This is a genomic window from Gottfriedia sp. OAE603 (assembly GCF_040543965.1).
Classification (GTDB): domain Bacteria; phylum Bacillota; class Bacilli; order Bacillales; family Bacillaceae_G; genus Gottfriedia; species Gottfriedia solisilvae.
On sequence record NZ_JBEUNN010000001.1, the window covers coordinates 3,217,038 to 3,232,246 of the forward strand.

General features: G+C 38.0%; 11 protein-coding genes. 1 reads left to right on the plus strand and 10 read right to left on the minus strand.

Features of this window, described 5'->3' with window-relative positions:
• Positions 1-47 precede the first annotated feature (47 nt).
• On the plus strand, positions 48-1,109 hold the full coding sequence (locus ABID96_RS16465) for a glycosyltransferase (protein ID WP_192602949.1): 1,062 nt from the start codon (positions 48-50) through the stop codon (positions 1,107-1,109).
• 29 nt (positions 1,110-1,138) lie between these two features.
• Here ABID96_RS16465 and ABID96_RS16470 read toward each other — a convergent pair whose 3' ends face one another.
• The 10 genes from ABID96_RS16470 to pheS form a co-directional block, all read right to left on the minus strand.
• A complete protein-coding gene (locus ABID96_RS16470; RefSeq protein ID WP_192602950.1) occupies positions 1,139-2,518 on the minus strand; it encodes a glycosyltransferase in 1,380 nt (459 codons plus the stop codon).
• A gap of 70 nt (positions 2,519-2,588) precedes the next feature.
• On the minus strand, positions 2,589-3,047 hold the full coding sequence (locus tag ABID96_RS16475) for a dTDP-4-dehydrorhamnose 3,5-epimerase family protein (protein ID WP_192602951.1): 459 nt from the start codon (positions 3,045-3,047) through the stop codon (positions 2,589-2,591).
• Positions 3,047-3,889 carry a dTDP-4-dehydrorhamnose reductase gene (rfbD, locus tag ABID96_RS16480; RefSeq protein WP_192602952.1) on the minus strand — a complete coding sequence of 281 codons (843 nt, stop codon included), beginning with the start codon at positions 3,887-3,889 and terminating at the stop codon, positions 3,047-3,049. Before rfbD ends, ABID96_RS16475 begins: the two co-directional genes overlap by 1 nt.
• The gene (gene rfbB, locus ABID96_RS16485) at positions 3,886-4,842 is read right to left on the minus strand and encodes a dTDP-glucose 4,6-dehydratase (protein ID WP_192602953.1); all 957 of its coding nucleotides are present in this window, start codon (positions 4,840-4,842) and stop codon (positions 3,886-3,888) included. Before rfbB ends, rfbD begins: the two co-directional genes overlap by 4 nt.
• A 74-nt stretch (positions 4,843-4,916) precedes the next feature.
• Positions 4,917-5,798, minus strand: a complete 882-nt coding sequence (rfbA, locus tag ABID96_RS16490) for a glucose-1-phosphate thymidylyltransferase RfbA (RefSeq protein WP_192602954.1) — start codon at positions 5,796-5,798, stop codon at positions 4,917-4,919.
• 230 nt (positions 5,799-6,028) lie between these two features.
• On the minus strand, positions 6,029-7,330 hold the full coding sequence (locus tag ABID96_RS16495) for a hypothetical protein (RefSeq protein ID WP_377896954.1): 1,302 nt from the start codon (positions 7,328-7,330) through the stop codon (positions 6,029-6,031).
• 214 nt (positions 7,331-7,544) lie between these two features.
• Positions 7,545-9,560, minus strand: coding sequence for a beta strand repeat-containing protein (locus tag ABID96_RS16500; RefSeq protein WP_483301121.1), 2,016 nt, complete (start codon positions 9,558-9,560; stop codon positions 7,545-7,547).
• 494 nt (positions 9,561-10,054) lie between these two features.
• Positions 10,055-11,488, minus strand: coding sequence for an exosporium glycoprotein BclB-related protein (locus ABID96_RS16505; RefSeq protein ID WP_192602956.1), 1,434 nt, complete (start codon positions 11,486-11,488; stop codon positions 10,055-10,057).
• A gap of 226 nt (positions 11,489-11,714) precedes the next feature.
• On the minus strand, positions 11,715-14,129 hold the full coding sequence (gene pheT / locus ABID96_RS16510; RefSeq protein WP_192602957.1) for a phenylalanine--tRNA ligase subunit beta: 2,415 nt from the start codon (positions 14,127-14,129) through the stop codon (positions 11,715-11,717).
• Between the two features lie 18 nt (positions 14,130-14,147).
• Positions 14,148-15,182 (minus strand): phenylalanine--tRNA ligase subunit alpha, encoded by a 1,035-nt coding sequence (gene pheS / locus ABID96_RS16515; RefSeq protein WP_088002969.1) that lies wholly within the window; start codon positions 15,180-15,182, stop codon positions 14,148-14,150.
• Positions 15,183-15,209 lie beyond the last annotated feature (27 nt).

Consider the following 15,209-nt stretch of genomic DNA (forward strand, 5'->3'; position numbering starts at 1 on the left):
AATACATTTTTTAGTTAGAAGCGATATCTTAAGAAAAGAGTGATATTTTGACTACCGTTAGTTTATGTATGATCGTTAAAAATGATGAGGCTGTTATTGAAAGATGTCTACAATCAGTATCCGACTTAGTGGATGAAGTGATCATTGTTGATTTAAAATCCACAGATAGAACTAGAGAACTAGCAAGTATGTATACAAAAAACATTTATTCTTTTGAAGCAACTCAGCATGAAAAAGATGCACTAAGCTATTTATTTGAACTCGCTACAAAACAATATATTTTTTTCATAAACCCTAATGATATTTTGTTCGAAAATGACAGGGAAAAATTTGCACAATTAAAGCTCTCGATCAATTCAAATATAGATGGAATATCAATGAAACTGAAAACTAATTTGAATGAAAGTACGCCAAAAATGCTAACTAGAATAGTAAATAGAAATAGTTCTTATTCTATTAGTGTTGAATCCGATGAGCATTATATTAATGTTACAGGTAAAGTGGTTGATTCTGACATAGCGATCAACCATCTCCCATACACACATGATCCTAATAACCATATAAAAATATTTGAAAAAATGATTGAAGAGAATGTTGTCTTTTCACCTAGAGATTTATTTTATTATGCAAAGGAATTAAGTGATAATCATCAATATGATCAATCGATTCAATATTTTCTAAAGTTTTTAAGAAAAAAACAACCGTATAATGAACATAATATACTAGCTTGCTATTATTTAGCCGATAATTATCATCACCTTAACTTATTTGAATTAGAAAAAAGTTGGTTACTACACTCACTTCAATATGAAAAACCACAACCCGAAACATGCTGTAGGATTGGTTATTTTTTTCTAGAAAATACAAACTATGACTCAGCAATTTTTTGGTATGAAGAAGCAGCCTCAAATAAAAATGCAGAGCAACTCTCAAACATTCAATATTCATATTCAACATGGATGCCACATTTACAATTAGCAGTATGCTATGATCGAATTGGTAAACATCAATTAGCGAATGAACATAATGAAATGGCTTATAGTTACCATCCAACACATGCTAGCATATTATCGAATAGACAGTATTTCTCAAATTTATTAAATAAATAAACGGCGGTTGAATTTCTCAACCGCCGTTCTTATTGTTTTTTCTTTACAAGTACAAGCATTTGGTAGATTTCTAAATTTGTTATTAATTCGTCTAGTGTTATACCAAATTTATGTGCCAAGTGAACCACTTCTTCAAAAAATAATTTTATATTAATATTTACATCTATTTTTTCATTCTTGTTATAAATGATGTCAAACATATGAGTAGGAAATAGTAAATTCATTGTTTTAGGCGTAAAAAATCTTACATGCTCTTTATTTAATATTCCTGCATTCAAGTAATTCCAACTACCATTTAATAACTGGTAAAGTACTTCCCCATGTGAGACATTTGGAACTCTACAAATAATATTTCCTGATGGTTTTAATAGTTTACTAATTTCAATTATATAATTCCAAGGGTCGTAAATATGTTCAATCGTTTGATCTAAAATAATTAAATCAAAAAAATCATTTGGATATGATAAATTCGTCTCATCACAACTCACAATATCAACTTTTTCATAAAATTGTGAAGCAATTGACGCTAATGCAGGGGTCTTATCTGTACCATATAATTCACATGAATACCTATTTTTTATCTCTAATCCTGTTGCGCCTGCCGAGCATCCAATCTCCAATACCTTCTTCACATTACTTGGTACCATTTCAATTATTTCTAATTTAGGATAGGCAGTATCTATTAAATGGTTTCCCCATTTTTCTATATAACGATATCGATTTTCAATATAAAGCTGAGTAATATTAATATCGTTATTCCCTTTAAATGTTACATGTCCATAATGATGTACATATGAATCTAATGCAATATGCAATTCATAGCCTTCTAGAACCGTTCTTAAACAGATATCATCATCTTCAAATGAACCGAATTTAAATCTTTCATCAAAACCTTTTAGTTTCTCAATTACCTCACGTTTGACTAATAAACAAAAACCCACTAGTCGCAAAACTTGCTTAGATTTTCCTTTGACTGTTTCACAATATTGTAAAGCAAACTCATTTATTTCATCATCAGATTGATAATTCACGTCAATTTTTTGTAATCCACTTACATAATTACTAACTGGACCAACCATACCAATACGATCATTGCTATATAAAAGATCTAACATTGCATCCAACCAATTTTCAGTAACAATTGTATCATTATTTAAAAACAACAAGTTATCTCCAGTAGCAACCTCAATTCCTTGATTACAACCACCAGCAAACCCCATATTTTTTTCATTTAAAATTGTTATAAACGAAGGATTACTTTTTAAATATTCACGTGTTCCATCGGTGGAACCATTGTCTACTACAATAATCTCGACATGGTCCTTTTTTGTATATTTTTCAAGACTTTCAAAGCATTTTTTTGAAACATCTAGCTGATTATATGTTAATAGAATAATGCTAGTTTTCATTCATTACACCTACTCATCCTTTGCTTAAGTCCCCCACAATAAAAACTTATTATAGATTCGGAGTATACGCTTATCTATTTTGAGTTTCCCAATTAAATCCGATTGTCTCATCATTCCAAGGTATTCTTTTTTCATCGGGTTTTTTGGGATTATATGATTTTGTTGTACAATAAATGATTGTTGCAGACTGATCACCGATTACCCGGTATCCATGTGCTACCCCTTTAGGAATTAATAAAATCATCGGATTATTTTCTCCCATATAAAAAACATTTGTTTTGCCTTTTGTAGATGAATTCTCTCTTAAGTCATATAAAACAACTTGTGCATTTCCAGATGGAAAAAACCAAATATCATCTTGTTCTTCATGATAATGAAAAGCTTTAATCACACCTGGATAAGTAGTTGACCATGATAATTGGCCAAAATTTGTCAGTAACTCATCATCATCTCTTAAAACTTCTGCAAAAAAACCTCTATCATCACAATGTTTAGTCAGTTTTTTTGTTATAACACCTTCAATTTGCATTAATTTCCATACTCCTTTCTTAAAAACTCATGTAATGCTTCTTTCCAATTCCTTTGATGAATTTGTAAATCAACAATTTTCTTATTACTTAATACTGAATACATTGGTCTTGGAGTTTTAGCACCATATTCTTTCGTTGTCACTGGAATGATTTTTGTTTTACGATTTAAAAATTGTAGTATTTCACAAGCAAATTCATACCAACTACATTTCCCTAAATTCGTTACATGGTATATACCTGGTTTCTCATTTAATAGAGATTCAAGGATTAAGACTAAATCTTTTGTATATGTTGGACACCCTATTTGATCATCTACGACTTTGAGTTCATCTAATTTATTTGATAAATTTACCATTGTATTCACAAAATTATCCGCTTTATGTCCATATAACCAAGATGTCCGTATTATGGTACAGTCTTCATTGATCGCTAATACTAGCTCTTCTCCAAGTTTTTTACTTTTACCATATATTGTATTTGGAGACGTGTAATCATCCACTTCATATGGAGTATTTTTTTCACCATTAAAAACATAGTCTGTACTTATATGGAAAAAACGACAATCCATTTTTTTAGATTCAACTGCTAGATTAAATGGTCCAATTGCGTTAACAAGATATGCTTTTTCAATTTCTACTTCACATAAATCAACTTTTGTAAAAGCTGCAGCATTTATGATTACATTCGGTTGATGTTGATTTAGTACTGCGTTAACTTCTTTCCTATTCGTAATATCTAATTGCTTTTTTCCATATGGAATAATTTCAATTCCATCTTTAACAAAAAGATTCTGAATTTCCTTACCAAGCTGACCGTCAGCACCAGTGATTAATATTTTCATATTTTCTTGTCACCGAACTTTTCAATATACCATTTCACCGTTTCTTCTAAAGAGTCTTGAAAAGTATGCTGCTGTTTCCATCCTAATTCTGATTGAAGTTTACTAGAATCAATTGCATATCTACGATCATGACCAACTCTGTCTGTTACATAGTCTATTAAACTCTCCGGTTTACCCATAATTGCTAATACTTGCTTAACTACCTCAATATTTGTTTTCTCATTGCCACCGCCAATATTATATACTTCACCACTTTTTCCATTTTTAATAATATTTGCAATTGCTCTGCAGTGGTCTTCTACAAATAACCAATCTCTAATTTGCAAGCCATCCCCATAAACGGGAATGTTCTTTTCTTGTAGCGCGTGATAAATGATGGTTGGAATGTATTTCTCCTTATTTTGAAATGGTCCAAAATTGTTACTACATCTAGTTGTTATGAGTGGTAAACCAAACGTCTGAAAATATGAACGCACAATTAAATCGGAGCTTGCTTTTGATGCGGAATATGGATTATTAGGAGAAATAGGAGAGTGTTCTGTAAAAGGTGTATCATTTTTTTCTAGTGTTCCATAAACTTCATCCGTAGAAACATGAATCATTTTCTTTGCGAATCCATTCATGACAATTTGAATCATATTAAACGTACCAATTATATTTGTTTGAATAAATATTTCTCCGTCCTTAATACTACGATCCACATGTGATTCTGCAGCAAAGTGCACAAGTACCTCATACACTCGATCTAAAGCCATCTTTATTTCTTCCATATTAATAATATTTGCCTGAATAAACCTTACTCTAGGATTTTCACCTAATTTATTTATTTCTTCAGGGTGACTTGCGTAAGTTAATGCGTCGATAATAGTAATCTCGTAATCAGTATTTTTTAATATAAAGTTTACAAAATTTAAACCGATGAACCCCGCACCACCAGTAATTAAAATGTTCAATCGATCCCCACCTTTACAAAGACTTAGAACAGGTTTTTCACAAAATAACTGTCTAACAAAAATAAAGATAAACGTTATTTACTTTTTTTAACATTTGATATTACACTTAATAAATACTTTCCGTAATCACTATTAGCTAAAGGCTTCGCAAGTTTTTCTAATTGTTCAATTGATATATATCCTTTTCTAAATGCGATTTCTTCAATACATGATATTCTTAAGCTTTGCCTTTTTTGAATCATCTCTATAAAAGTAGACGCTTGAATTAGTGATTCATGTGTACCTGTATCTAACCAAGCAAACCCCCTACCTAGTATCTCTACCTTTAATTGACCGTTTTTTAAATACATTTCATTCAGGTCAGTAATTTCATACTCACCTCTATCAGAAGGTTTAATTTGCTTAGCGAAATCAATTACTCTATTATCATAAAAATATAATCCAGTAACTGCATATGTCGACTTTGGATTAATAGGTTTTTCTTCTATTGAAATGACATTTCCATCAACATCAAACTCGATGACGCCAAATCTTTGTGGATCTTTAACGTTATATCCGAATACTGTCGCCCCTTCTTTTAAAGTGGCTACTCGCTCTAATATCTTCGTAAAATCATGTCCATAAAATATATTGTCACCTAAAATTAAAGCAACCGCTTCATTACCTATAAATTCTTCACCTATAATAAATGCCTGTGCAATACCTTCAGGTTTTTCTTGTGCCATATACGATAAAGTAATTCCAAGATTAGAGCCGTCCCCTAATAATTCCTCAAACCGAGGAACATCTTGTGGTGTAGAAATAATTAGAATTTCCTTAATACCAGCAAGCATTAATATCGAAAGTGGATAATAGATCAAAGGCTTATCATAAATAGGTAACAGCTGTTTTGATATGACTCTTGTTAACGGATATAATCTGGTTCCATTTCCACCGGCAAGTATAATTCCTTTCAATAAACAACACATCCCTAATGTACTTCTTATAAAGTTGGATAAATAACATTAATTAACATATTCACAAAAAGATTATATTGTTAGTATTAAAAGCATACTTTCATAAATTTCAGTCAAATAACCATCATAAAAAGGAAATCCTCATTTATATTCAAATAGATAACTATAAGAATAATAAATGAGGACTATAAAAATATGAGGCTTGTACTATTCTTTTCTAAAATCTAAATTTAAACAATACGATGGACTGACCAAGTGATACCTGCTGTATTATTTCCTCCGAGAGTAAGTGGAACTGTTAATCCATCAGCTTCATAGAAGAGACCTATAACATCCCCAGCAGTAAGTTCTAAATCACCAGTTAATGTAACTGTTCCATCACCAAGAATTGCTCTTAAAGTTAGAACTAGAGCAATATTTACGTCTAAAATTGGAACTAAACCAGCAATTAGATCCGTAGTAGATGGAGAAGTTCTTCTGATGACAAATGATGGGTTAACACCTGCTCCAGTTGCTACTGATAAAGTAGCTGTTGTTGAGTAGTTAATCGTCGCTTCAAAAACATATCTACCTGTTGCAGGTACAGTGAAATTACCTGTTACAGGATTAAATGTAGTTGCAAGGAAATAAGGATTAGCTACACTCCAGTTAGTTAATTGAGTACTTGCAGCAGTATTAACTGTTGGAATAAAGGCAGAGAAACCTTCAGCAAGGACACTTGGTCCTGTCGCTCCTGTTACCCCTGTTGCTCCTGTTACTCCTGTTTCACCTGTTGCTCCTGTTGCTCCTGTTTCACCTGTTACTCCTGTTACTCCTGTTGTTCCTGTTGCTCCTGTTACTCCTGTTGCTCCTGTTACTCCTGTTGTTCCTGTTGCTCCTGTTACTCCTGTTACTCCTGTTGTTCCTGTTGCTCCTGTTACTCCTGTTGCTCCTGTTACTCCTGTTGCTCCTGTTGCTCCTGGAGTTCCTGGCGCTCCTGTTGCTCCTGTTGCTCCTGGAGTTCCTGGCGCTCCTGTTGCTCCTGTTACTCCTGTTGCTCCTGTTACTCCTGTTGCTCCTGTTGCTCCTGGAGTTCCTGGCGCTCCTGTTGCTCCTGTTGCTCCTGGAGTTCCTGGCGCTCCTGTTGCTCCTGTTGCTCCTGTTGCTCCTGGAGTTCCTGGCGCTCCTGTTGCTCCTGTTGCTCCTGTTTCACCTGTTGCTCCTGTTGCCCCTGGCGCTCCTGTTGCTCCTGTTGCTCCTGGAGTTCCTGGCGCTCCTGTTGCTCCTGGAGTTCCTGGCGCTCCTGTTGCTCCTGGCGCTCCTGTTGCTCCTGTTGCTCCTGGCGCTCCTGTTGCCCCAGTTGCTCCTGTTGCTCCTGTTGCTCCTGGAGTTCCTGGAGTTCCTGGCGCTCCTGTTGCTCCTGTTGCTCCTGTTGCCCCTGGCGCTCCTGGAGTTCCTGGCGCTCCTGTCGGCCCAGTTGGTCCGGTTGGTCCGGTAATTCCTGTTGGACCAGGTGGGATCGGTTGGCTCGGTGGTCCTGGTGGAAATGGCATATGAAAACCTCCTAAAATTATTTAACGTACACTTTATATTATTTTAAAATAATTAATAGGATTGGATTTTATCATTAATTTGTTAATATTTTTACATAAGAATTTACTAGACTATTAGCAAAATAAAAAAGCCCCATGATTTATAAGTTTTCCTAAAAACTATAAATCTATGAGGACTTTTCATATGATAACTTTTTTATACTTAGTTTATTTTTTAAAGAATACGATGAACTGACCAAACAATTCCAGCAGATCCTGTTCCGCCTAAATTTAATGAGATCGTTAAACCATTCGCTTCATAAAATAGACCAATTACATCTCCTGAATTCAACTCTAAATCCCCAGTTAATGTGACCGTTCCATCTCCTAGAATTGCTCTTAATGTTAGTACTAAAGCAATATTTACATTTAAGATTGGAAATAAACCAGTTATTAAGTTAGTTGTTCCAGGTGAAGTCCTACGAATTACAAATGATGGCGTAATACCACCACCAAGTGAAACGTTTAATGCAGCAGTTGTAGAGTAATTAATCGTAGCTTCGAAGACATATCTACCTGTTACAGGTACAGTGAAATTACCAGTCGTAGCATTAAACGTAGTGGCGACATAATAAGGACTTGTTACAGTCCAGTTTGTAATTTGAGAACTACTATTTACTGATAAAGATGGCTTGAAAGCAGAAAAACCTTGGCTTAGAACTTCTGAGCCTGTTGGGCCAGTTGCTCCTGTTACTCCGGTTGCCCCTGTGGCTCCCGTTGATCCTGTTACTCCTATTGATCCTGTTACTCCTATTGATCCTGTTACTCCTGTTGAACCCGTGGCTCCAGTTACCCCTGTTTCTCCGGTTACTCCTGTCACTCCCGTTGCTCCTGTATCTCCTATTGATCCTGTTTCCCCAGTTACTCCCGTGACTCCGGTTACCCCTGTGGCTCCCGTGGCTCCAGTTACCCCTGTGACTCCGGTTACTCCTGTCACTCCCGTTGCTCCTGTTGCACCTGTATCTCCTATTGCTCCTGTTTCCCCAGTTACTCCCGTGACTCCGGTTACCCCTGTGGCTCCCGTGGCTCCAGTTACCCCTGTGACTCCGGTTACTCCGGTTACTCCCGTGGCTCCTGTATCTCCTATTGCTCCTGTTTCCCCAGTTACTCCCGTGGCTCCGGTTACCCCTGTCGCTCCAGTTACTCCCGTTGTTCCTGTGGCTCCTGTTTCCCCTATGGCTCCCGTTTCTCCAGTTACTCCGGTTGAACCCGTGGCTCCGGTTACCCCTGTCGCTCCAGTGACTCCCGTTGTTCCTGTGGCTCCAGTTACCCCTGTGACTCCGGTTACTCCTGTCACTCCTGTCACTCCCGTTGCTCCTGTATCTCCTATTGCTCCTGTTTCCCCAGTTACTCCCGTGACTCCGGTTACCCCTGTCACTCCTGTTTCCCCTGTGGCTCCCGTTTCTCCAGTTACTCCGGTTACCCCTGTGACTCCTGTTTCCCCTGTGGCTCCGGTTACCCCTGTGACTCCTGTTGATCCTGTTGAACCCGTTACTCCTGTGACTCCGGTTGAACCCGTGGCTCCTGTTGCTCCGGTTACCCCTGTCACTCCTGTTTCCCCTGTGGCTCCCGTTTCTCCAGTTACTCCGGTTACCCCTGTGACTCCTGTTTCCCCTGTGGTTCCGGTTACTCCGGTTACTCCTGTCACTCCCGTGGCTCCTGTATCTCCTATTGCTCCTGTTTCCCCAGTTACTCCCGTGGCTCCGGTTACCCCTGTGACTCCTGTTTCCCCTGTGGCTCCGGTTACTCCGGTTACTCCGGTTACTCCCGTGGCTCCTGTATCTCCTATTGCTCCTGTTTCCCCAGTTACTCCAGTTACTCCCGTGACTCCGGTTACCCCTGTGACTCCTGTTTCCCCTGTGGCTCCCGTTTCTCCAGTTACTCCTGTCGGTCCGGCTGATCCCGTTAATCCTGTTGGTCCCGTTGGGCCGGTTGCTCCTGTTACTCCTGTTGAACCCGTGGCTCCTGTCGCTTCGCTTGGTCCTGTTGCTCCTGTTGCTCCTATTGGTCCAGTTGCTCCTATTGGACCTGTTGCCCCGGATACTCCTCTTTCGCCTGTGAAACCAGTTGCTCCTGTTACTCCGGAAGCTCCAGTCGCTCCAGTTTCACCCTTTGAGCCTTTTTTTCCTTTTTTCTCCCTTTTTCCCTTCTTTACCTCTTCTTCCTCTTTCCCCTTGAGCCCCCATTGCACCAGTTACACCTGTAGGACCCGTTGGACCTGTGGGGCCATTGTGGCTAAATGGTGGAACTGGTGGGAAAGGTGGTCTTGGTGGTCTTGGTGGTGGCACAAAAATACACCTCTTTTAGTTTTCTTTCTTCATATTTTATATAACTAAGCACAATTTGGTTTCTAATTAAACTATAAATTTTGCAAAAAAGCTCTACTCACTTTATATCATTCAAAGGTAAAAACTAAATAAATAAATAAATAAATAAATAAATGTACTTTAGAGCCACTAATAAAATAAATGACTATTATTGGAATATTTTACTGAAACAATAAGTGAACAAATAGCGATATGTATTTTACGACTCAAAATAAAAAGACATATTGACTAGAAGGATTACATTACTTGAAGAATAAAAAAACCTACTTACTTAAAATCTTTCATTCGTAACAAGGCGAAAGATGATCAGTAAAGTAGGGCAAAGCAAGACACTATAATTCTATTATTTTAAGCTAGATTAATTAATTGATAATCCTGCGCTAGCATAACCCGCAACCACAGTTGCAAGATCTAATCCATCTGAGTCAGCAGTAAATACTACCAACACTCTAGTTCCTGCTGTAACAGGAATATTTGGTAATGCTGCAGTTACCGAACTAATTGCACCCAATGCTAGAATACCAGATAAACTAGGAGTCAATGGTACAGCTGCCACCTGATTAAAGATATTATTTGGTGTCGGTGAAGTATAAACTCTAGCTGTGATTGTAATTGAGCCTAGTAAATTTAATGCTGCAGTTGTGCTGAAGTATGCAGAAATTGAAGTTAAAACTCCTGCACGAGGCATAGAAAATGCTAAGTTTTGTAATAATCCTGGGCCTCCAGCTATATTAATTGGTCCTCCTAGAAGTGTTGCAACAGTTCCATTGTCGCCGAATCCGATTAATCCTTGAGTTCCAACTGTGTTAAATAAAGCTGATGTTAATGCTACAGGAAGACCTGATGCAAATGGGATGATAGCAGATGCTCCTGGTAAGCCTGTTGCTCCTGTTGCTCCTGTTGCTCCCGCTGTTCCTGGTGCGCCTGTTGCTCCTGTTGCTCCCGCTGTTCCTGGTGCTCCTGTTGCTCCCGTCGCTCCTGGTGTTCCTGGTGCTCCCGTTGCTCCTGTCGCTCCCGCTGTTCCTGGTGCTCCCGTTGCTCCTGTCGCTCCCGCTGTTCCTGGTGCGCCTGTTGCTCCCGTCGCTCCTGGTGTTCCTGGTGCACCTGTTGCTCCTGTCGCTCCTGGTGTTCCTGGATCTCCCGTTGCTCCTGTCGCTCCCGTTGCTCCTGTCGCTCCCGCTGTTCCTGGTGCGCCTGTTGCTCCCGTCGTTCCTGGTGCACCTGTTGCTCCTGTCGCTCCTGGTGTTCCTGGTGCACCTGTTGCTCCTGTTGCTCCTGTTGCTCCTGTTGCTCCCGCTGTTCCTGGTGCGCCTGTTGCTCCTGTTGCTCCCGCTGTTCCTGGTGCACCTGTTGCTCCTGTCGCTCCTGGTATTCCTGGTGCGCCTGTTGCTCCCGTTGCTCCTGGAGGTCCTCCTGAAGGTCCAGTTGCTCCTGTTGCTCCCGTTGCTCCTGTTGCTCCTGTTGCTCCTGGTACTGCCGGTGCTGTTGGACCCATCGGACCCATTGGTCCCATTGGTCCCATTGGACCCATTGGACCCATTGGACCCATATGGCCTCTTTTTCCTCTTTCTCCGTCGTCTCCGTCTTTACCTCTTTTTCCTCTTTCACCTTTTGGACCTGTTACACCCGTTGGGCCAATTAGGCCATTTTGTCCTGCTGGACCTGTTGGACCTGTTGGACCCGTTGGACCCGTTGGACCTGTTGGACCTGTTGAACCAAATGGTGGAAATGGTGGTTCTGGTGGAAATGGAGGGAATGGAGGGAATGGCGATCTTGGTGGTGGTAATGGCAATTAAAAACACCTCTCGTTTAATAAATTAGTTGTACAGTTTATATTATAAAAAAAGGACAAATTGGTTCATTATCATTACAAAAATGAGTAAAAAATGGAAAAAAATAGGTTATTTTTCTATTTAAATTCTTTATTTGTTTGACTGAAATCGCCTAATATGAAAAAACCAGGAATCGATATGATTCCTGGTTCTTCATTCTTACTCTAAATTATATGTTAAATGTCATTAGCCTCTTAGCTGAGCGCTATGAGTTTCTTCTACAGCTTTTAATACTTTTTGATGAGCTTTTGTAACTTCTTCGTCTGTTAAAGTACGCTCTGGATCAAAATATGTTAGTGAGAAGGCAACAGATTTTTTACCTGCTTCCATTTTATCACCTTCATATAAGTCAAAAATGATTGCTTCTTTTAATAATTTTCCACCTGCTTGGCGAATCGTAGATAAAATATCTCCAGCAAAAACAGTTGAATCTACTACAAGTGCCATATCACGATTCATAGCTGGGAAACGTGGAATTGCGTTATATAAAATATCATCTATTTCTGTATTAAATAGTTTTGCAAGTGATAACTGGAATACATACGTTTCTTTAATATCCCATTCTTTTTGAGTTACTGGATGTACTTGACCAATGAACCCAATTTCTTCGTTATTTACTAATATACTTGCTGTACGACCTGGATGTAGATCTTCTTTTTTAGATGCAACATAGGAAATTTTTTCTGATAGTCCTAATTCATTAAATAAACCATCTAATATTCCCTTTACAACATAAAAATCAACAGCTTTTTTCTCACCTTGCCATGCATGTTGTAACCATGCTCCTGTTAAAGCACCTGCTAAATACTCTTCTTCACGTGGAAGTTCATTGTTCTCTAATGTTAAGAAAACTGAGCCTGTTTCAAATAATTGAACATTTTCCTCTTTACGAGCAACATTATAAGCTACTGCATCTAATAAATGAGGTACTAAACTAAAGCGTAATTCACTTCTTTCTTCACTCATTGGTAAAGATAAACGAACTGGCTTTGCATCACCAGTTTCTAATGCAAAACGTTTAACTTTACTATTACTAGTTAATGAATAAGTAACTGCTTCAAATAAACCTGCATGTTGTAAAAACTGACGAGCTCTACGACGTTTTGCTTGGTATACAGTTAATTGGCCACGGCTAGCTACTCCTGTTGGTAATGTTGCAGGGATATGATCATATCCATACATTCTACCTACTTCTTCAACTAAGTCTTCTTCAATCGTAATATCTCCACGGCGACTAGGAACAGTGACAGTGAAAAGTTCCCCATCTTGTTTCGCTTCTAGACGTAATCGACGGAAAATATCTTTAACTGTATCAGCATCAATTGAAGTACCAAGTACATTATTTATTTTATTAACCGAAACAGAGACTTCTGGTGCTTCATTTACAATATGATTTGCAACTACAGTACCTTCTACAACCGTACCTCCTGCAAGCTCTGCCATTAACTGAGCAGCACGTTCAGATGCTGAGTAAGTACGAGATGGATCAATTCCTTTTTCAAAACGTGCACTTGATTCACTACGTAAACCTAGGTCTTTTGAAGTTTGACGAACAGTTTGACCTTTGAAAACAGCTGATTCAATTAAAACATCTACTGTATTCTCGTCAACCTCAGTTGATTGACCACCCATTACACCAGCGATCGCAACTGCTTCTTTTTCTGTCGCAATCACTAAATGATGCGGTTGTAATATACGTTCTTCTCCATCTAATGTCGTAATTTTTTCATTAGATTTTGCATGTCTTACGATGATTTGTTTGCTATTTAACTTGTTATTATCAAATGCATGTAATGGTTGACCATATTCAATTAAGATATAGTTTGTAATATCAACTATATTATTAATTGGACGAATACCTGCACTCATTAAACGAGCTTGCATCCACAATGGAGAAGGACCAACTTTTACACCTTTAACTAATTTAGCACTATAGTATGGTGCATCTTCCTTCGATTCTACTGAAACATTGATAAAGTCTGCAGATCCAGACTCTTCTGTTGCAACAGCTGGTAATTTCACATCTTTATCTAAAATTGCAGCAACTTCATAAGCTACTCCAATCATATTTAAACAATCCGCACGATTCGGTGTTAAACCTAATTCTAATACAGCGTCATCACGATGTAGAACTTCTAATGCATCTGCTCCAACTTCTGCATCGTTAGGTAGAACGAAAATTCCGTTCAAAAATTCCTTCCCAACTACTTTCCCTTCTACTCCTAGTTCTTGAAGAGAACAAATCATTCCTTCAGAAACTTCGCCACGTAATTTTGCTTTTTTAATTTTAAAGTTTCCAGGTAATACCGCACCAATTTTTGCAACGATAACCTTTTGACCTTTAGCGACATTCGGTGCGCCACAAATAATTTGTACAGGCTGTTCTTCCCCAACATCAACTGTACATTTTGATAATTTATCAGCTTCTGGATGTTGTTCACGTTCCATTACATAGCCAACTACAACATTTTTTATTCCATCAGAAAGATTGTTTACACCTTCAACTTCAATACCAGCTTTTGTAATTAATTTTGCAAGTTCTTCTGGTGTAACACCACTTAAATCAACGTATTCTTGTAACCATTTTGTTGAAACAAACATGTTTTGTCCCCTCCTACCTTACATTTGTTGGAATTGCTTTAAGAATCTAATATCGTTTGTATAGAAATGACGGATATCATCAATGCCGTATTTTAACAATGCAATACGCTCAGGACCCATTCCAAATGCAAATCCTTGAACTTCCTTCGAGTTATAACCAGCCATATCAAGTACATTTGGATGAACCATACCTGCACCTAAAATTTCGATCCAACCTGTATGCTTACACATATTACAGCCTTTTCCACCACACTTCATACAAGAAATGTCCATCTCTACTGATGGTTCAGTAAATGGGAAGAAACTTGGACGCAAACGAATTTCTCGATCTTCACCAAACATTTTTTTCGCAAATAGTTGTAATGTACCTTTTAAATCACTCATTGAAATGTTTTCACCAATAACTAAACCTTCAATTTGCATAAATTGATGTGAGTGAGTAGCGTCATCATCATCACGACGGTAAACTTTACCCGGACAAATAATTTTGATTGGTCCTTTTTCAACATTAGCTTCCATTGTTCTTGCTTGAACAGGAGATGTATGAGTTCTCATTAAAGTTTCTTCTGTAATATAGAATGAATCTTGCATATCACGAGCAGGGTGACCTTTTGGAAGGTTTAACGCTTCAAAGTTATAATAATCTTTTTCAACTTCTGGTCCTTCAACAACCTCATAACCCATTCCGATAAATAAGTCTTCAATTTCTTGGATGACAGCTTTTAAAGGATGCGCACCACCAGCTTGAACAGGACGTCCAGGCAATGTTACATCGATACTTTCGCTTTCTAATTTTTCATTGATAGCATTTTGTTCTAATAAAACTTGTTTTGCCTCAAGTTTTTCTTGAATTGCTGCACGTACCTCATTTGCAACTGCTCCCATTTTTGGACGCTCTTCAGGAGATAAATCCTTCATTGCTTTCATTGCCTCTGTAATTGGACCTTTTTTCCCAAGATAAGCGATACGTACTTCATTTAAGGCTTTTAAATCTTGAGCCTCTTCAATTTGTTTAATCGCTTCTGCTTGTAAAGAAACTAAACGCTCTTGCATCTTTATTCCTCCTATACTTCTACCATT